Consider the following 19125-nt stretch of genomic DNA (forward strand, 5'->3'; position numbering starts at 1 on the left):
CAACGCAATCAAGTATATGCTACGGTTTCAAAAGAAAAACGGTCTGGAAGACCTGAAGAAAGCACGTAAGAACCTTGATTGGTTGATTGAGGAATTAGAGAAGAACTAAAAAAGCCCAATCCATAAGGACTAGGCTTCAAAGATGAAGTTGTAGAGTTGGACAACCTTCTGAAAACTGGTTGTATCCATGGTTGTGATTTTTTGAGCCTTTCGCTCTCTAAAGTCAAAAGTATAGAGTTGGAGTGGATTGACAGAGCCATCTACCTTATTGGAACGCACAGGAACGAGCAGGCCTTGTTCTTCTAGTCTGCTTTGACCGTGTGTAATAGGGCATACAGCCACAAATCCCGTCCGCTCCGAATATTCTCTACGCGAGACGACAATAGCAGGACGGCGTTTCTGAATCTCACGTCCAACAGACGGGTCGAAGTCAATCCAGATGATGTCCTGTTTTTCTGGAATGTAATCATATTTCGCTGTCAAGGAATTTTACCCCTTCAAAGTCATCTTCCATGCGTAGGTCTGCATCGCCGCTAAATGGGTCTGGAATTTTTGGAGCTAGGACAATGACATTATCTACACCCTTGTAGACAAACATTTCCTGACCTTCTGGAACATTGAGTGTTTTCGGAATGGTCACAGTGACAGAGTTCCCAACCTTACGAGTTTTAACAGTATTCATTTGTTTCTCCTTTATTTTGTATACATACAGTATACATATAAAAACGGAACAAAGCAAGAAAAAAGCCAGCACAGCTGACTCCTTTGTGATATTCCGATAAAAATATTATATCATAAAGGAGCTATGTTATGAGGTTATTAAAAAGAGTTGACGTGCAATTCACCAAGAAAAATGTCTATGACGTTCTAGAGAGTTATCGATCGTATGTCCGAATGGCAGGTGCTGAGTATTTGCCTAAAATCACAACGACTTACTCATTTGAACCAAAGACATTTACTGGTAAGAACACAGCTACTGAGAATATGGTTATCGAACATGTGGATGCAGAGGCAGAGGTTTTGGAGATTGAAAGAGCAGTGAATTGCATTATGGATCCATACGTTCGGCAGGTTATCACAAAGAAGTACATGGATATGAAAATCCAATTATCAGATAAGGCTATCTATATGGACTTAGGCTATTCTGAGAGTGAGTTCTATCGCATGCTTAGTAGAGGTGCTTTGGAATTTGCGGAAGCTTATCGAAAAGGTAAGTTGATTGTCTATCGTAAAATTTTGGGAGATATTTGCAAGTAAATTGCTAGGAAATGGCTTATTTCACATGGTAAAATAGTATTGTCAAGTGATAGGTCAATTGACGTCTCCTTTATACTTTATTATATTTTTCCGAGGCTTCGGTCTCTTAGACAGTAAGGACAGGTTAGCAGGTTGTTTGGGTCTCCTTGAAACTTTTACCAAACGTGCGTTTTACTGCTAGACCAGTTGGTTCGATTCCAGCTGCTGTCATTTGAGTGTTTGTGTCCCAGAATGGGGTAGGCAGTAGGCTTAGCATTCATATATCACTCATTAACTTACAAATGGTTGCGGAGCGACTAGACCTTGCATGATTGCGTAGCTAATTATACTCCGGATAAGTTATAAGCTAGAGGGTTTGATTCCCTCAGAGGTTGTAAAGACTACAAAAAATAAAAAAGAAGTCAAAATTTAATACACACGCAAGGTAGTAGTCGTCTTGCAAGAAGGTCGCACATCGTGTGGCTTTTTTTGATTATTCGAAAGGTGGTGATGGACATTGGGTTAAATCAAAGACAAAAGATGTTTGCGAGCGAGTATTTGAGGACTGGTAATGTCTATCAATCCGCAATATTCGCAGGTTATAGTGAAGCGTATGCTAAAACAACCGCTAGTAAATTGCTAGAAAATGCAAGCGTTAAAACGTTTATACAAACCGAAACTGAAAAGATGCACGATGAAAATATTTTGAGCGCTAAAGAGGCTCTTTCGATTCTCTCAGACATTGCAAGAGGCCAGCGACTTGAGGAAGTTTTGATGATGAACCCTGTCACTGGTGAGGTGGATAGAGTTACGAAAAAGGCAGATAATAACACAGTTATTAAAGCGATAGCTGAGATATTGAAGCGTTATCCGACTGCTAAACAAGCTGAGAAACTAGAACTTGAAATCGAAAAACTTAAATCACAAATCGGTGTGGATAATGAACAAGACGATAAATTGATAGACTTCGCCAAGGCTTTGAGAGGTGCTTTTGATGACAAATAAATTTACAAAGCGACAAGAAGAAGTGCTTACACGAGTATTGAATGATGATTTTTTTATCTGTGGTCTCCATGGTGCAAAACGTTCAGGTAAAACTGTTCTAAACAACATGGTCTTCATGAATGAGATTGCACGAGTGAGAGAAACAGCGGATAGATTAAACATAGATGAGCCGATGTATATCTTAGCTGGAACATCTTCAACATCGATACAAAACAATATCATTCAGGAGCTGTATAACATGTTTGATATTGAACCTAAATACGATAAGCACGGAGCTTTTACCCTTTGCGGTGTCAAGGTAGTTCAAGTCTACACCGGTTCTATATCTGGTTTAAAACGCGCCCGTGGTTTTACTGCTTTTGGAGCTTATGTAAACGAGGCATCTCTTGCTAACGAACAAGTATTCAAGGAAATCATCTCACGTTGCTCAGGAGAGGGTGCTAGGATTGTTTGGGATAGCAACCCAGACATCCCGACACACTGGCTCAGACGGGATTATATCAACTCTGGAGACGATATGATCATCGACTTTCATTTTAAGTTAGATGATAATACATTCATGTCTGACAGATACCGAGAGAATATCAAGAATGCGACACCAGCTGGTGTATTTTATGACCGAGATATTCTTGGTCTGTGGGTGACTGGTGAGGGCGTCGTCTATCGTGATTTTAGCGAGAATATGGTTGTAGATAACGTACCAGAAGATATCACTAAAGTCTATGCTGGTGTTGACTGGGGATATGAACACTTTGGCTCTATTGTTGTCATTGGAGAAACATCTGGCGGTTCAGCTTATCTGTTAGAGGAACACGCTCATCAGTACAAAGAGATAGATTTTTGGGTAGACCTCGCTAAGAATATCAAGGAACGATACGGGAATATTACGTTCTGGGCAGACAGTGCACGACCTGAACACGTTGCTAGATTTCAAAGAGAGCAATTAAGAACATTCAACGCTAATAAAGCGGTATTGTCTGGTATTGAAGAAGTAGCCAAGCTGATGAAAGCTGGGCGTTTTTTTGTTGTATCAAACAAGGTCAGCAAGTTCAAAGATGAAGTCTACCAATACATCTGGAACGAAAAGACAGGCGAACCAGTGAAAGAGAATGACGACGTACTAGATGCGGTGCGTTATGCGATTTACTCGCAACATTCGCAACCAAAAGCAACCGTCCGCAGACGTTCTGATTATGGTCTATAGAGAGGAAAGACATGTACCAATATTTAACCTATCCACGGGATGGATATGATGAGGGTTCTTTGAAGAAAGACCTGATTTACAAATTGATAACGATGCATAACACTGAAAGCTCACATTTGAAGAAGCTTAAAAGCTACTATTTGGGTGAGCATGCTATCTTAGAACACACGAGACGCAACGTGAACGCACCTAATTACAAGACGGTAGCCAATCATGCCAAGGATATCGCAGACACGGCTACGGGCTATTTTATGGGCAATCCTATCAAGTATAACAATACTGCTGACGGTGATATCGATGAACTACTTACAGCCTTTGATGGTGCTGAAATTGACCAAGTAGATGCTCAGAATGCTTTGAACATGGCTATCTATGGTCGTGCTTACGAGTACATCTATGCTAAAGAGGGTATGGCTGAGTTGGATTCAACTAGTATTGATCCGGAGAATACTTTCATGGTCTACGATGATAGTATTGAGCGGAAGCCTTTGTTTGCGGTCTATTACTATGAAGTAATAGACGATACGAAAGACACTACCAAGTACCAGGCTGAGGTTTTTACCGAAAATCTGCACTATCACATGGTGCTGAGAAGTACAGATTCAGGAACAACTCAGAATGAGCAGGTAACCCCTCACAACCTTGGGCAAATCCCAATTATCGAATATCGCAACAATCACTTTGCAATTGGTGACTATGAGCAACAAATTAGCTTGATAGACGCTTATAATTCCTTGATGGGGAATCGTGTCAATGATAAGGAACAGGCTGTAGAGTCTATACTTGTCTTGTATGGCACGCAGTTAGCAGACACTCCAGAAGACGCTAAGGTAGCAATGAAGATTCTTTCTGAAGAAGGTCTTTTGGAATTGCCGGGCGATAGTGCAAGGGCTGAGTTCTTGAAGAATACGCTGGACGAAAGTGCTACTGAAATCTTGCGTACAGCTCTTAAAGAGGACATCTACACATTTAGCCATGTGCCTAATTTGACTGATGAGAATTTCGCAGGGAATACTTCGGGGGTGAAATAGTTGCCCTCCTCAAAGGTAACTTTGAGGTAATAAATCGGGTTAAAATTGGAAGGCGCAAAACAGTAATAACCTAGATATTTATATTCTGTTATGGTATAATAAGAGTATAATAATCTAGGAGAAGATGAATGATAAAAGATAAAATGCACAAACATCTAAATCAAGTTTATTACTCTATGTTAGCAAGGTGTTATGATGAAAAACATTGGGCTTATAAATGGTATGGGAAACGTGGAATAGGTGTTTCTGATGAATTTAGTGATGTAGCTAAGTTCAGAAGTTGGGCAATGCAAAACGGAGTAGAATTTGGTTTGCAATTAGATAGGATAGATAATGACAAAGACTACTCACCAAGTAATTGTAGGTGGGTTCCTGAACATACAAATAAACGTAATCGTTCTGATAACGTTAAGTATAAGGGATATATCTTGAGAGACTATCTAAAAAAATTATCTGAAGAAAACAACATTTCTTTTTCAACTCTTGTCTACAGATATTATCGTTCCATAAAACGAGATGATATAATCGTTAATGATGAAACAATAGATGATATCTTATTGAATTATAAAAAATACGATTTAAGACAATTTTCAAAAGGTGTGGACATGTCTGGTAAGACAATTGTTCGAGATGAAAAAGGGAGATTTGTGACATATTACTGAAGCTAATCAATTACCACTGCTGGTAGAAATATCAGTAAGGTTTAACGACTAGATAGAGTAAGCTAAGTGAGAAACGGTACATAGTATCGTTTTTTTTATATGCAGAAATATCCACGAAATCCGACACCCTGATAAGGGTGAAGAGATAGTCTGAACTTACGGGAAACCGTAAGAAGTAGAGGATAAAGAGCCTCTACGGTAACAAAATTGAGCTATGGAATTCAAGCTAATGGGCCTTGAGATGATTACCAAGACCAAGGAAGCGAACTACAAGCGTGGATTAAGACAGCGTATTGCGATTTTTGCTCATTACTTGGGTATGAAACAGATTGCACTAGAGTCTCATTCAATCGTTCCACAATTCAGCCGTGGTTTGCCCAAAAACTTGCTGGAAATCTCTCAGATTGTGAACAATTTGGAAGGTAAAGTGACCAATAGGCAGCTTATTTCTCTCTTGCCGTTTGTGGAAGACCCTGACGCTGAGCTGGAAGCCTTGGAAGAAGAGAAAAAGAAGAACATGGAAGACATGTCGATGTTCAACAAAGACAACACGAAACCCGAAGACGAGGTAGAGGATGAAGAATCAGGAGTATTGGGCGAAGAGGAAAGCCAATCTGATTTACCAGCAGATGGACAAGGCCGAAAAGCAGGCAGACCAGTTCGATAAGGTCTATCAGGAAGCCAAGACTTACTTGGATAAGGAAGTCAATAAGATTTTTGATAAGTTCCAACGTGATTATGGTCTAAGTCAGGTAGACGCTAGACAAGTTTTGAAGAACATGAAAGACAAGAAAAATCTGAATGAACTTCGTAAAGTACTTGAAGCAAGACCGAATGCCCCGAACATCCAAAGATTACTAGCTGACTTAGACAGCCCAGCTTATTCTTTTCGTATGAAGCGCCTAGAGCGTTTGAGTGATGATTTAGATCGTATGCGTGAATCTATCTATCATTCAGAGAAGACGGGCTCAGACGCCTTCTATAGCGACCTGATGAAGGATAGTTACTACAAGGCTACCTTTGACCTGCAACAGCAGACAGGGCTGGCATATGGCTTTTCTGGGCTTCCTGAGAGCGAGATTAAACATCTACAGTCTTTTAGTTGGGTAGGAGATGGAAGTACCTACTCAACAAACATCTGGAAGAATACGGGGAAGCTTACTTCTAGCATAAAAGATGAACTACTCATGAGCCTCATGACAGGAAGAGGAACACGAGAAACTGCACAAGCAATTGCTGATAGATTTAATGTAGGTCAGAATGATGCAAGGCGTTTGGTTCGAACAGAATCAGCCTTTTTTCATAACCAGATGGAACTGCTCAGCTATGAAGAAGCAGATATAGAAAAGTATATCTTTGTGGCCGTCTTAGACAAGCGTACATCACACATTTGTCAGGAACATGACAATCAGGTCTATGATAGGGACAAGGCTGTCCCTGGCGTCAATTGTCCGCCTATGCACCCTTGGTGTAGGTCTACTACTGTCGGATACGATGAGGACGCAGACTACAGCAAGCTGAAGCGCAGAGCAAGGAATCCAGAAACAGGTAAGACCGAGCTAGTACCTGCTGATATGACTTATAAAGAGTGGTATAGCAAGTATGTTGCGAAAGACGGGGAAAAGGTGTATAATCAGGGTATGGATAAGTTGGACTCTTTAGTCTCTAGCGGTTCAATAAGTGAGGCTCGCGGAGATGTAGAAAAGCAAAAAAGTGATTTTGCGATAAGATACTATGAGCAACTGAAAAATTCGAATCGTGCAGATGTTGTAGAAAAAATGGTAAAAAGTAGCAAACTTTCTCATTCTACAGTATCAGAAGCGTTAGAGCATATTTTAGATAACCAGTATTTGCTGTGGGATTTTGAAGCTTTTGAAGAGAGGATGATGAACTTTTATCCGCACTATGACATGGCTCAAAGTTTTCAAAGATTATACTTGGGTAATCCAAAGAAATACGATATATTGATGCTACAGCACGAAAGCCTTGAATCATATTACATGAATCAGTTAAAAATGGATTATGATGAAGCTCATAAAAGGGCTAACCTAAAATTTAATTATCAGGAGGCAAGCGAAAATGGCGAAGATTGATAAACAAATTATTACTATGCGTAAAATAGAAGATGGTACTGCTATGAGACAATATTCTGCTGTTAGTGGAGAATGTCAAGGTATTGCAACAGTTGATAAAACCACTTTAAAATATAGCTATACAGGAGATGATTTAGGACAATTCGCTTCGTTTGTAAAAGATACTTTAACTAAAAGTATTAAACTGGGTAAAGAGTTGCCAGATAAATTTTCTTACGGTTTTGGATAAACTTGAATTTGCTTATTAACAATCAAAAGCACCTAGAGGAATCTAAGTGCTTTTCTTATTTTTAATTTTTTTCAAAAAACCTCTTGACTTTTTGTGACCACTATTATATCATATAGTTGTGGCAACAGAAAGTAGGTGATGAAATGAGTCCACGGACTGGAAGACCTAAGAGTGAAAATCCTAAATCTCGTCAATTTAGAATGAGATTGACTGAGGAAGAGTTCAGTAATCTTGAACAGGTTGCTAAACAAAAAAGCATGACCAAAACTGAAGTAGTCATGCGTGGGATTGAACTTGTTAAGTCTGAGATAACAAAATAACGTACGACCTGCTCCCGCCAAGAATAGGGTCATACGTTATCACCACAGAAGTGTTTCTGCATGAAATATTATATCATGCTGAGACGCTCTTTTCAAGGTACACGAAGGAGTGTTTTTATTATGGCAAAAATTGAATTAACAGAAGAACAATTGACTCATCTAGGCTACGAGCTTTCAGATATTCGAAGAACGGTTGAAATGGCAACCAATATGACAGAAACCTTGGCTTGGGTTCAACTTAAGGATGAGATAGCTTTTAAAGAGATGTCTAAAAAGTTTTTTGATACTTTTAATGAACAATTCGGTTTACTTCATTCAACACTAGATGAAATTGCTTTTATTTTGATGAACTCAACAGATAAAGCAGAAATCTTAGGAAGTAAAATTTTTAACTAGGAGCATAAAAATGGAACTACAAATTTTTAAAAATGAACAATTCGGAGAAGTAAGAACGGCAGAAGTTAATCAAGAAGTTTATTTTAATTTGAAAGATTGCTGTCAGGTTTTGGAAATTAAAAATCACAACGACGCACTAAAACGGCTAAATAAGGATGGGGTCGTTACTACCGACCTCACCGACAGTCTAGGACGAACTCAACAAGCCAACTTCATCAACGAAGCGAATTTCTATAAACTTGTTTTTCAATCTCGCAAACCAGAAGCAGAGAAATTTGCTGATTGGGTCACTAGCGAAGTTCTGCCATCTATTCGTAAGCATGGCGCTTATATGACCGACCAAGTGGCCTATAATATCACGCACAACAAACAAGCCTTAGCAGACTTGCTCCTTATGGCTGGTAATCAACTAAAAGAAAAAGAAGCAGTCATTAAACACTTGGAAGCTGAAAAAGCTGTACTTTCCGTTGAAAATACCATAATGAAGCCGAAAGCAGACTATTTCGATGAACTGGTAGATAGAAACTTACTGACCAGCTTCAGAGAAACAGCAAAACAATTAAAAATAAAAGAACGTAAGTTTATTGACTTCTTGATGGAGAAAAAATACATCTACCGAGATAAGAAAGGTAAGCTCCAACCAACAGCCAATAAAAACGATGGTTTGTTTGAGGTCAAGGAAACACTCAACGAAAAAACACAATGGTCTGGCACACAGACCCTCATCACACCTAAAGGTCGTGAAACCTTTAGACTATTATTTATCTAATTATGCCCTAACCGCATCGAAATCGAGGCGGTTTTCTTATGCTCTAACCGTATGGAATCCCGTACGGTTTTTAAATTGTCCAAGCATTGAAGACTCTAAAAGCTATGGAAATTACAGTCGGGGACGACTTTAAAAATAGGAGGTTCGCAATGAACGAAGAAACACAAACAGTCGAAACGGTTGAAGAACAAAAGGTACCTGCAGAACCTGCACCACAACCGCAAGACGAGAAGAAGTACACGGACGCAGACGTCGATGCTATCATTGACAAGAAGTTTGCCAAGTGGAAATCAGAGCAAGAAGCCAAAGATAACGAAGCTAAGAAACTTGCTAAGATGAACGCTGATGAGAAACAGAAATATCAGTTAGATCAGCGTGAGCAAGAACTAGCTGACCGTGAAAAGGCTATTGCTCGTAAGGAATTAACCGCAGAAGCTAAAGCAATGTTAAGTGAACGTGACTTACCTGTTGAGTTAGTAAATGTAGTTGATTTGACAAGCGCAGAGACGGTATCGCAGTCTGTCGCTGTATTACAGAAATCATGGGAACAAGCTGTGCAGAAAGGCGTGCAAGAAAAGCTAAAAGGCGGAGCTCCAATGAAGCAAGCACCAGTTGACAGCGACGGTGTCACAAAAGAAGAATTTGCTCGTATGGGTTATCAGAGTCGAAATGAACTCTATCAAAAGAACCCAGAACTCTATAAGAAATTGAAAGGTTAAAATAAATGACAGCAGGACAAACTAAACTAGCCACTATGGTTAACCCAGAAGTGATGGCGGACATGGTTTCCGCTAAACTACCTAAATTGATTAAATTTACTCCACTTGCTTATGTGGAAACAGCACTCCAAGGACAACCAGGGAACACTCTAACAGTTCCAGCATGGGAGTACGCAGGAGATGCGACTGAGGTTGGAGAAGGTCAAGCTATTTCTCCAGACAAATTGACTACTAAAAAGACTACTATGACCATCAAAAAGGCTGCTAAAGGTTATGAAATTACCGATGAAGCTCTTTTGTCAGGTCTTGGTGACCCACTAGGTCAAGCCACTTACCAGCTTGGTTTGGCTATTGCTAACAAGATTGATGATGATTTGGTAGCGGTGGCTAAGACTGCAACACAGCACGTTGCAGAAACTCCAACAACTCTTGAGGCAATTGATAAGGCTCTTGATATTTTTGAGGATGAAGAAGATGCACAGTATGTTGCTATCATCAACCCTAAAGATGCTACTAAGCTAAAAACTGACGTAGCAAAAGAATGGACTAAAGGTTCAGAGCTTGGAGCAAATATGGTTGTTTCTGGGACCTTTGGTGAAGTTGCTGGTGTGCAAATCGTCCGCTCTAAAAAAGTTGAAGAAGGTAAAGGTTTCCTTGTCAAAGTGTCTCCTAGCCAGACTCAGCCAGATGATGCCAATAAATATGGTGCGTTTGTTATCATGCTAAAACGTGATGTGGCTATCGAAACAGACCGTGACATCCTTAAAAAGACAACGGTTATCACTGGTGACAAACACTATGGTGTTTACCTATACGACCCTACACGAGTTGTAAAATTCGGTGAGTAAGAGGTGATGATATGAGCTTATTGCTACGACGTCATTATATCCAAGAGGAGCAAGCTGGCCAGTATTCTGATTTAGAAAATAAGACTTTAGAAGAGTTGAAGAATCTAGCTAAAGAAGCTGGCATAACTGGTGCCTATAAGTTATCAAAAGCTGAAATTGTAGAGGTGTTGGAGGATTTAAAAAGTGAAATTTAAAATCAAACAAGATTTCTATGACTGGGAATTAAATGTGAAACGACTGGCAGGAGAGGAACTTGAGATTACTGAGGAGCGCTATGCCGAGCTGGCAGATAATTTCGCCAGCAATGGTGTCGCTATCTCAGACGTTCTTGAGGAAATTCTCCCTGAGCCTGAGTTTTTAGAAGAGGATTGATATGTCTATAGAGTTGCTGAAGAAATTAACAGGCGAAGAAGATACTCAGCTTCTCATGTTGCTCCAAACGAGGGCTACAAATCTTATCTTATCAGAGACTAACCGCACATCTTTGACACCTGCTTTAAGTCGCTTAATACCTGAGGTCGCTATCGAGCTCCACAATCGCTCAGGAGCGGAAGGAGAGCATTCCAGAACCGAGGGTGGTATAGCAGTAGTCTACGGAGAAAACGGCCTGTCTACGGGTCTTTTACAGCGTATACGCATGCACAGATTAGCAAGGGTGGCAGGCCATGTTTTTGAAGCAGAGTAGACTGAAACCTTATCCAATGCGACGGTTTGAAAAGACTGTCACAGAGGAAGGTGTCGCAAAAGAAGGGTATGCCAAGGAAGCTGAGACAGTCCGCCTTGAATTGTGGCCAGCTGGTAGTAAACTACAATCTGAATTGTATGGTGAGCGTGTCAACGACATTTTGAACGCAAATGCCAACAAGTCAGCTACTATCAAAGTGAAAGATGGTGTGTGTATCGATAGCCCGACGGAAGTGACTCACAGGGTTATCTCTAAAAAGGTCTACACATATCATCAAGTTTTGGAGTTAGAGCGTGTCAGAGCTACGAGGGGCAGATAGGCTCATAGCTAAATGTAGACGATTGGCTAGTAAAAAAGCTGGCGAGGATATCGTTTTACGTGCGGTGTACAATGCTGCTATAAAGGTTGTCCAAGCTGATGCTAAAAGACTAGCACCAGGCAACAATGGAGAACTTAGAAACAGTATCAAGACTAGGGTTAAAATGGACGGAGATAAGGCTATAGGTGAGGTTTACACAAATCTACACTATGCTCCTTATGTTGAGTTTGGAACAGGACCCAAGGGTCAGGCTAGTCATTCGGGTATCTCTCCAGAGGTCAGCGTGTCTTACAGGTCTAGCCCGTGGTATGTGCATGAAGACCAAATCAATGTAGGGCCTTACCACTTTCAAAAGATTGGGGAGTTCTACAAGATGTATGGTCAACCTGCTCAGCCTTATCTTTATCCAGCTTTGAGAGACAATCAAGAGCGTGTGTCTAAGAATATTTCGGATTATGTCCGTAGAAAGATAAGAGAACAAATAAAATGATTAATATCAAGCCTGTTATTTATAAAGAATTGCAAAAGGTTGCAGATAATGTGACTGATACTTATCCTAGCGATTGGGAGACTTTTCCAGTCGTTATTTTTTTGGAAGAACAAAACAAGCCGGGTGATTGGTTTGATGACCAGGAACAAAAATCCTCTATCCGCTACAAGGTGGATATCTTTGATGATACAAGCACTAGTGAGTTAGCTGTTAAAATCAATCAGATTTTTGAGTCTTTAGGTTTACGAAGAACCGACTGCCAAGACGTGCCAGACCCGTCCCATTTGAGACATAAGGTCATGCGTTTTGAAGGGGTTGTTGACTTACACTCAGAGCTTGTTTTTCAATTTAGAATGGAGAATTAAACATGTTAGCAAACGGAATTACGCTTTCTTATAGCGAAACCAAAGGTAGCTATACTAAGCTTGTTGGATTGAAAGAAGTACCAGAGTTTGGTATCGAACCTGAAAAAGTAGAGAACACTACTCTTGAAGATAAAGTTAAGAAGTACGAATTTGGTATTGGTGATGCAGGGGAATTGGAGTACAAGTTCTCTTATAACAATTCAAGCGAAACTGCTCCTTACCGTGTATTGCGTAAGGCAGCAGACGACAAGAAGAAACTCTACTTTGAACAAGCTTATCCAGACGGTACTAAGGTCAATTTTGAAGGCCAAGTATCTGTTAAACTGGGCGGTGGCGGTGTCAATGCCGTTATCGAGTTCACACTTAAGATTGCATTGCAGTCAGAATTGGAATTTACAGACGGTCTTGGAGGTTAATTAAATGGCGTTACCTTACTCAATTTGGAAGATTAGCGATGAGAAAGAGTTAAAACTACGACTTTCATCTCATCAAGCAGCAAAAGTTGAAGAAAAAATCGGTATGAACTTACTGAAAATCTTCATGCCTGAAGCTGGCGAAGAGTTTCCTTTGCCTCCTTTAAAAGTTGTATTGCTCTTGATTCATGGAGCTTTGCAAAAGTATGAGAATGGGTATTCTCTTGAGGATGTCTACGATCTATACGATGAATACGTGGATAATGGTGGAGACCAAACAACCTTCATGACAGAGGTTTTAATGCCACTCTTTGAAGTGTCGGGTTTTACTCCACGAGGAAGCAAGGGCAAGAAAACTTCCAAGAAGAAAATGACAGTAGTCGAGTAATCTTAACGGTAACACAGATTATTGAGAGGCTTTATCCTATGTTTTTGGACATCGGGGGTAAGCCTCTTGATTTTTGGGATTTAACGGTGCTTGAAATCAGGGAAATGATTGAAAGCTACAACCGTGTCAAAATCCAAGAGCGTAAAGAGAAGATTATTGACTCGTACAGACTTTCGCAGATGATATCCAACCACGTTTCTTTATTCTTATCCAAGGATGCCAAGGTCTTTGAGTTCTGGGAATATGCGCCTGAGTTGTTTGTAGAAGAACAACAAGCGGTAGAACAGGAGCGGCAGAGACAAGCGCTTTTGTTGCATAAGGAACGGATGCGTGAATTTGCAGAAAGACATAATCGCAAAAGGAAGGAGGAAATGAATGGCAACTCTTGACGAATTGAAAGTCATGATTGACGCTGAGATAGCGCCTTTCAGGAAGAAGATGAAAGAAGTCGAGAATCAGGTCAAGGGAACATCTGACCAAGTGAAGAATGCCACTGCCAAAGTTCGTGAACAGTCGAATTCTATCGGTAGTGCGTTTGGTAAGCTAGCTAAGTTCGCTGGTTTTGCAATCCTTGGTAAGAAATTGCTTGATGTTGGGATGTATTCAACGCAGACAGCTCTTGAAGTATCAGCGGCTATGAACCAAATTAAGCGCCAGATGGGTGAGAGTTCGCAATCTTTCTTAAAATGGGTTAACGATAACGCTAATGCCATGAATATGGGTGTGGGCGAGGCTACTAACTATGGTGCAGTCTACTCAAACTTATTTTCTGGATTTATCAAAGACACCAACAAGCTAAGCGCTTATACTGCTAAGATGTTGCAGACGTCGGCAGTTGTTGCTGAAGGTTCTGGGCGCACGATTACAGACGTTATGGAGCGGATTCGCTCAGGTTTGCTAGGGAATACGGAAGCGATAGACTTTTGTCGCACCGCTTAGAAATAGGCGGATTAAGAACTTACCAAAATCGGTAAAACTCTAAATTTTAAGTAATTAAAACATGACGATACCGAGGTAAACTAAGCAATTAAAAAGGCTTGGTCACCGTAGAGCATAGGGATTGAACCTGTGCTTTTTGTTTTGTCAAAAAGTATAGAATAAAATATCCCCACGAGTGGTGAGCACCTAGACAATTCGGTTGTAGGTGAAAATATATGCCGAACTTACAAGAAATTGTAAGAAGTATGGATAAAAAGCCATGCGATAACATTATTGAGAAGACCTAGGAATCAACGTTAATGTGGCTATGATTGAGTCTACTGAAGCCTTTAAGAAGTTCGCAAACGGGCAAAGTTGGCAACAATTAGACTACCAAACCCAGCAACAAATCCGCCTAATGGCTATCCTAGAACAGGCTACAGCCAAATATGGTGATACCTTATCCAATTCTGTAAATGGGCGTATCAGCTTGTTTAAGTCGCTGATGAAAGATAGTGCATTGAATCTGGGTAATGCTATGTTACCGATTATCAATGCCATTATGCCTGTCTTGAACTCTTTTGCTATGGTATTGAAGAACGTTACGGCAAAACTTGCTGAGTTTATCGCTTTGATGTTCAACAAGAAAGCAACAGTGAAAGATGGTGTTGGTGGAGCAGTTGGAGACATGGGTAACGCCATGAAAGACGCTGCAGGCGGAGCAGGAGACCTTGCTGACGCTGTTGACGACGCTGGAGATTCAGCTGGAGGACTTGCTGATAACCTAGGAGACTCAGCCAAAAACGCTAAGAAGGCCGCTAAAGAGTTGCTAGGTCTTTTGGGATTTGATGAGATTAACATCTTGCAAAAACCAAAAGACGATGATGCAGGCGGTTCTGGAGGCGGTGGCAAAGGTGGTAAAGGAAAGGGAGGGGGTGGCGGACCTTTCAAAGACATCTTGCCAGAAGTCGAGTTGACCGACATGGACAACCAGTTCAAGAGCATTTTTGATGGACTTGGAGATAAGCTCAAAGGGTTGTTTGACCTCTTCAAGAAAGGTTTTGATGCAGCATTTGGACCAGAAGGTATTGAACGCATTAAGACCGCCTTAGACCAAATAGCTAAGACAATGGGAGAAATCGCTACTGATCCAAGAGTTGTGAATGCCTTTAACCGAATGGCTGAGAAAATCGCTTATGCTTTAGGGCAAGTGACAGGCTCAATAGCTACTATCGGTCTAGGTATCGGTGTTTTCCTTGCCGAAAGTATTGCAAATGGTCTTGGAAGGCAAAAAGAACGCATTACCAGGGCGCTAGTCGCTTTGTTTGATAATATTGGTAACATTGCAGAGGCAGTAGGAAACATCGCTCAGGCCTTTTCTAGTGCTTTCTACGACGTCATTACCTCAACCGGTGCGGTTCGTATAGGTAGTGCTATTGTGTCAACTCTATTAAGCTTGACATCTACCATTGTTGAAGTCGGTAGCAAATTAGCAGGAAGTTTGTTTAAAGGTTTTGAAAAAGTCGTTGTGACAAGCGCTCCTAAAATTTCATCAGTCTTCCAAAGTTTATTAGATACTGTTGCGCCTGTATTTGAGAGCATTGAAAGGTCTGTTAACAAATTTGGCGATGGCTTAAGTCGTGTTTATGATGAACATGTAGTCCCTGCTATTAACTCTATTGCTAATGCTTTTAATGGGCTAATTGATATTATTCAAATACTTTGGGAGAATTCTTGGCAACCTTTTGCTGAGTTTTTATCAGGAGTATTCGGTGTTAGTATTGAAGGAATTTCAGATTTATTGGGAGGTGGCCTTTTAGCCACTTTGGGACTATTGGCGGATGCTATTAAGTTAGTGGCAGATGGTTTCGCCGTTTTTTCTGACTGGTGTAAAGAAAACAAAGAACCTATCTTGGCTTTGATAACAGCTTGGCAAACAATTAATTTCTTATCATGGGCTGAACAAGCTGGAGGACTTGCAGGGGCATTCGAATTATTAAGTGGCAAGGTTTCCTTTATTGTTAGCGGAATTAAAAATCTTGGACTAGCTTTGAAAGCTTTGACATTTGATAAATTGGTCAGCTTCGGAGAAACCATCTATTTGAATGCGTTGTACGCAAAAGATTTTGTTGTCAATTCAGGTAAAACAATTGCACAGCTAGGGAAAACTGCTTTAGAACTTGGTAAATCAGCTCTAGCATGGACTGCTCATACAGCGAAAATGGGATTAGCAACCGCGGCGGAATTTGCACATTCTGTGGCAGCAGGAGTCGCTACAGCTGCAACATGGGCTTTTAATGCAGCGTTAGCAGTTTTGACAAGTCCAATAACCTTAGTTATTGCAGCAATCGCAGCCTTAATTGCTATTGGTGTCTTGCTCTACCAAAATTGGGACACTGTTGTTGAGTTTGCTAAAACAGCATGGCAAGGACTATGTGATTTTATCAGTGGTATTTGTCAAGCGATTGGCGAATTTTTCAGCGGTCTATGGACGAAGCTACAAGAAATCTTTGAGCCAATAGGTCAATGGTTTGGCGAGAAGTTCCAGCAAGGATGGGATGCAATAAGCAATACATTTAGCAAGTTGGGCTCTTGGTTTGGTGACCGTTGGAACGAATCTAAAGATGCGCTTGCCGAAGCAAACACTTGGTTAGGTGATAAATTCAAGTCCGGTAGGGGTAAAGTGAACTCAGCTTTTGAAAAAGTTGGCTCTTGGTTTGGTGAGAGATGGAAAGATATCAAAGATGGAGTAAAAGAAGCTGATACATGGTTTGGAGAGAAATTTGAGAGTGCAAAAAAGAAAACTCAGAATCCTTTCCAAAAAATCGGTTCTTGGTTTGGTGATAGATGGAAAAATATGCAAGATGCCTTGAAAGAAATCCCCAACTGGTTCAAGAATCTGTTTAATGATGCAATGGATAATGCTAAAAACATCGTTAAAAGTGGTATCGATAAACTAAAAAGCTTCTTTAACTTTGATTGGAGCTTACCAAAAATCAAACTCCCTCACTTTAATATATCTGGTAGCTTCAGCTTGATGCCTCCTAGAATTCCATCATTCTCTGTAGATTGGTATGCACGAGGCGGTGTATTCAACTCTCCTAGCATCATTGGGGTCGGAGAAGCTGGTCAAGAAGCGGTAATGCCTCTTGAACGGAATACAGGATGGATTTCTATCTTGGCTCAAAAACTGGCTGAAAGAATGCCTGCTAATAATGTACCTACAGGTTATTCATTACCGGCTGGCGACATCGTTATCCAAATCGCAGGCCATGAGTTCGGACGGGTAGCCATCCAAGAAATTAACAAGGAACATGAACGAGCAGGTCAAACCTTGCTCAAGATTTAGGAGGTTAAATGGCACAATTGACAATCAATGGGGTGGCTGTGAAGCCTCCCAAATCTTTTCAAGTCGGTATTCAAGATATCGATGGAGAGACAGGGCGTAATGCCAATGGCGACATGGTGCGTGACCGTATCACGACCAAACGCAAACTAGACTGTGAATGGGGTATGATGACTCAGGGAGAATTAAGTCAGCTTTTACATGCTGTATCATCTGAATTTTTTGAGGTGTCTTATCCAGACCCCATGGATGGCCAAGTCACAAAGACTTTCTATGTCGGTGATAGGACAGCTCCTAGCTATACCTTTACTGAGAAGTTTAAACCTTGGTCTGGCGCTAAATTTAATCTGGTAGAGAGGTAAGAAAATGGACGCTTTAACTAGACGACAATTTGACAGAGCCATGTTTGCCAAGGAAAGGACGCTGGCTATTCGTGTTGGTGATTATACTTCACGGGATATCAAAGAGGCTAGTTTTGAGTATGGCTACATCAAGGGCGATACTTATAAGCCTGGTGGAACCTGCGCTGGTAGCGGTAAAATTACCTTTACCAGTATCATTACCACGTTCAATAAGCTGGATACCCTGCACCCTGAGATTGGTCTACTGGTTGGGGATACCTACCAGTGGGTCAAGATGGGGGAATACTTCATCAACGATATTGAGATTGACCGAAACCGCAACACAACCACACTTGAACTTATGGATGGTATGTTTAAGCTCAATCGTGAGTATGTGACAGATTTGCATTTCCCAGCTGAAGTACGAGAGGTTATTCAGGAAATCTGCCTGAAAACAGGCATTGAGTTAGCGAATGACTATTTCGGAATCAGCGCGATGCGTTACCATGTCGAGCAAGTTCCTGAAGGAAAGAAACTTTCATTTAGGGATATGCTGAGCGCTATGACTCAGATGATAGGGATGTCTTGTTTCTTCAACCGAGAAGGGAAGATGGAAATCCGTGATTTAACTGAGTCAAATATCACGATAAACGCAGACAGTTACTTCCTACATGGTTTAACCAAGAGTGAGATTGAGTATCAGATAGCTGGTATTACTTGTAAGACAGATAAGAAGCCTCTTACGGTTGGTATGAAGACAGGTCGGTCTTTGGAACTAGACAATGTCTTCATGACCCAGAGCGCTTTAAATGACCTGTATTACAAGCTGAAAAACCTGACTTACTATCCGTATAATCTCAACTACCAAGGGCATTTACTGCTTGAGGTTGGGCAGTGGGTAACCATTCAGACCAACAAGAAAGAAACCTTTAAAGTTCCTGTCTTAAGTCAGAGCTTTACTTTCAAAGGTGGTCTAAGAGGTCGTATCAGCGCAGATAGTAAAGCTGGAAATGATACGCAGTATTCTTACGAGGGTACGATTACCAAGCAGATTAAGCAACAAGATGGCATTGAAGCCAAAATCCAAGCGCAGATAGAAGCAGCAGATAAAGATTTTGACCAAAAGGTCGACAAAATCAAAAAGGACTTTAACGATCAAGTAGAACTTGCCAAGGCTAAGGCGGAAGAAGTCAAGCAAGAAGTGTCTGACACTATCAATCAGCGTTTCAATAGCTTTCATGATGAACCTTTACGAGAATCAAGGCGCAAGGCTGAGGAAGCTTTGAGACAAGCTGGCGCAAGTAGCTCTCTTGCTCAGGAAGCCAAGCAGATTGGGCTGGATTCTGTT

At 40.8% G+C, this 19125-nt stretch carries 25 protein-coding genes and 4 pseudogenes; 27 read left to right on the top strand and 2 right to left on the bottom strand.

Annotation, left to right across the window (positions count from 1 at the left end; all coding sequences use genetic code 11):
- The coding region (locus HT678_RS09145; RefSeq protein WP_172924865.1) for a DUF3310 domain-containing protein at window positions 1-109 on the top strand (109 nt) is incomplete at its 5' end.
- Window positions 110-129: 20 nt separating this feature from the next.
- Here HT678_RS09145 and HT678_RS09150 read toward each other — a convergent pair.
- Window positions 130-483: a type II toxin-antitoxin system PemK/MazF family toxin gene (locus HT678_RS09150; RefSeq protein WP_000125658.1), complete on the bottom strand. Its 354-nt coding sequence runs from the start codon at window positions 481-483 to the stop codon at window positions 130-132.
- Window positions 467-682: an AbrB family transcriptional regulator gene (locus tag HT678_RS09155; RefSeq protein WP_001098945.1), complete on the bottom strand. Its 216-nt coding sequence runs from the start codon at window positions 680-682 to the stop codon at window positions 467-469. The genes HT678_RS09150 and HT678_RS09155 overlap by 17 nt, the downstream gene beginning before the upstream one ends.
- Before the next feature lie 128 nt (window positions 683-810).
- On the opposite strand from HT678_RS09155, the gene HT678_RS09160 reads away from it, so the two are divergent.
- The 26 genes and pseudogenes from HT678_RS09160 to HT678_RS09285 form a co-directional block, all read left to right on the top strand.
- The gene (locus HT678_RS09160) at window positions 811-1257 is read left to right on the top strand and encodes an ArpU family phage packaging/lysis transcriptional regulator (RefSeq protein ID WP_044813672.1); all 447 of its coding nucleotides are present in this window, start codon (window positions 811-813) and stop codon (window positions 1255-1257) included.
- Between the two features lie 489 nt (window positions 1258-1746).
- Window positions 1747-2241 (top strand): terminase small subunit, encoded by a 495-nt coding sequence (locus tag HT678_RS09165; RefSeq protein ID WP_000351060.1) that lies wholly within the window; start codon window positions 1747-1749, stop codon window positions 2239-2241.
- Window positions 2231-3445: a PBSX family phage terminase large subunit gene (locus HT678_RS09170; protein ID WP_000182319.1), complete on the top strand. Its 1215-nt coding sequence runs from the start codon at window positions 2231-2233 to the stop codon at window positions 3443-3445. Before HT678_RS09165 ends, HT678_RS09170 begins: the two co-directional genes overlap by 11 nt.
- An 11-nt stretch (window positions 3446-3456) precedes the next feature.
- Window positions 3457-4470, top strand: a pseudogene (locus HT678_RS09175) (phage portal protein); the annotation flags it as partial.
- Window positions 4471-4604: 134 nt separating this feature from the next.
- Window positions 4605-5138 (top strand): hypothetical protein, encoded by a 534-nt coding sequence (locus HT678_RS09180; RefSeq protein WP_000588570.1) that lies wholly within the window; start codon window positions 4605-4607, stop codon window positions 5136-5138.
- 211 nt (window positions 5139-5349) lie between these two features.
- Window positions 5350-5805: pseudogene (locus tag HT678_RS09185) on the top strand (phage portal protein); the annotation flags it as partial.
- Window positions 5714-7231, top strand: a complete 1518-nt coding sequence (locus tag HT678_RS09190) for a minor capsid protein (RefSeq protein ID WP_240153452.1) — start codon at window positions 5714-5716, stop codon at window positions 7229-7231. The pseudogene HT678_RS09185 and the gene HT678_RS09190, both read left to right, overlap by 92 nt.
- Window positions 7218-7460, top strand: coding sequence for a hypothetical protein (locus tag HT678_RS09195; protein ID WP_001062371.1), 243 nt, complete (start codon window positions 7218-7220; stop codon window positions 7458-7460). Before HT678_RS09190 ends, HT678_RS09195 begins: the two co-directional genes overlap by 14 nt.
- A gap of 143 nt (window positions 7461-7603) precedes the next feature.
- Entirely contained in the window at window positions 7604-7780 is a 177-nt protein-coding gene (locus HT678_RS09200; protein WP_172924868.1) for a hypothetical protein, read from the top strand.
- Window positions 7781-7900: 120 nt separating this feature from the next.
- Window positions 7901-8176, top strand: coding sequence for a hypothetical protein (locus tag HT678_RS09205; RefSeq protein ID WP_172924870.1), 276 nt, complete (start codon window positions 7901-7903; stop codon window positions 8174-8176).
- A gap of 10 nt (window positions 8177-8186) precedes the next feature.
- Entirely contained in the window at window positions 8187-8945 is a 759-nt protein-coding gene (locus HT678_RS09210) for a phage antirepressor KilAC domain-containing protein (protein WP_138700887.1), read from the top strand.
- Window positions 8946-9094: 149 nt separating this feature from the next.
- Window positions 9095-9664, top strand: a complete 570-nt coding sequence (locus HT678_RS09215) for a DUF4355 domain-containing protein (RefSeq protein ID WP_172924872.1) — start codon at window positions 9095-9097, stop codon at window positions 9662-9664.
- Between the two features lie 5 nt (window positions 9665-9669).
- The gene (locus HT678_RS09220) at window positions 9670-10512 is read left to right on the top strand and encodes a N4-gp56 family major capsid protein (RefSeq protein WP_172924874.1); all 843 of its coding nucleotides are present in this window, start codon (window positions 9670-9672) and stop codon (window positions 10510-10512) included.
- Between the two features lie 11 nt (window positions 10513-10523).
- Window positions 10524-10706, top strand: a complete 183-nt coding sequence (locus tag HT678_RS09225; protein ID WP_000054933.1) for a Rho termination factor N-terminal domain-containing protein — start codon at window positions 10524-10526, stop codon at window positions 10704-10706.
- Window positions 10696-10884: a hypothetical protein gene (locus HT678_RS09230; RefSeq protein ID WP_000669344.1), complete on the top strand. Its 189-nt coding sequence runs from the start codon at window positions 10696-10698 to the stop codon at window positions 10882-10884. Before HT678_RS09225 ends, HT678_RS09230 begins: the two co-directional genes overlap by 11 nt.
- A 1-nt stretch (window position 10885) precedes the next feature.
- A complete protein-coding gene (locus HT678_RS09235; RefSeq protein WP_050971545.1) occupies window positions 10886-11197 on the top strand; it encodes a phage head-tail connector protein in 312 nt (103 codons plus the stop codon).
- Window positions 11178-11516 (top strand): hypothetical protein, encoded by a 339-nt coding sequence (locus HT678_RS09240; RefSeq protein WP_023937156.1) that lies wholly within the window; start codon window positions 11178-11180, stop codon window positions 11514-11516. Before HT678_RS09235 ends, HT678_RS09240 begins: the two co-directional genes overlap by 20 nt.
- Window positions 11491-12006, top strand: a complete 516-nt coding sequence (locus HT678_RS09245; protein WP_119941715.1) for an HK97-gp10 family putative phage morphogenesis protein — start codon at window positions 11491-11493, stop codon at window positions 12004-12006. Before HT678_RS09240 ends, HT678_RS09245 begins: the two co-directional genes overlap by 26 nt.
- Window positions 12003-12371, top strand: coding sequence for a hypothetical protein (locus HT678_RS09250; protein ID WP_000608236.1), 369 nt, complete (start codon window positions 12003-12005; stop codon window positions 12369-12371). The genes HT678_RS09245 and HT678_RS09250 overlap by 4 nt, the downstream gene beginning before the upstream one ends.
- 2 nt (window positions 12372-12373) lie before the next feature.
- On the top strand, window positions 12374-12787 hold the full coding sequence (locus HT678_RS09255) for a phage tail tube protein (protein WP_000880679.1): 414 nt from the start codon (window positions 12374-12376) through the stop codon (window positions 12785-12787).
- A gap of 4 nt (window positions 12788-12791) precedes the next feature.
- Window positions 12792-13172: a DUF6096 family protein gene (locus HT678_RS09260; protein ID WP_001207822.1), complete on the top strand. Its 381-nt coding sequence runs from the start codon at window positions 12792-12794 to the stop codon at window positions 13170-13172.
- A gap of 38 nt (window positions 13173-13210) precedes the next feature.
- Window positions 13211-13561, top strand: a complete 351-nt coding sequence (locus HT678_RS09265) for a hypothetical protein (RefSeq protein ID WP_000478009.1) — start codon at window positions 13211-13213, stop codon at window positions 13559-13561.
- Window positions 13548-14093 (top strand): annotated as a pseudogene (locus HT678_RS09270) (hypothetical protein); the annotation flags it as partial. The gene HT678_RS09265 and the pseudogene HT678_RS09270, both read left to right, overlap by 14 nt.
- A 319-nt stretch (window positions 14094-14412) precedes the next feature.
- On the top strand, window positions 14413-17439 hold the full coding sequence (locus HT678_RS09275) for a hypothetical protein (RefSeq protein ID WP_345890414.1): 3027 nt from the start codon (window positions 14413-14415) through the stop codon (window positions 17437-17439).
- Between the two features lie 8 nt (window positions 17440-17447).
- Window positions 17448-17798, top strand: a complete 351-nt coding sequence (locus tag HT678_RS09280; protein ID WP_000068028.1) for a DUF6711 family protein — start codon at window positions 17448-17450, stop codon at window positions 17796-17798.
- Between the two features lie 4 nt (window positions 17799-17802).
- Window positions 17803-19125: pseudogene (locus HT678_RS09285) on the top strand (peptidase S74); the annotation flags it as partial.

Source organism: Streptococcus sp. 3167 (assembly GCF_013277175.1).
GTDB classification, from domain to species: Bacteria; Bacillota; Bacilli; order Lactobacillales; family Streptococcaceae; genus Streptococcus; species Streptococcus pseudopneumoniae.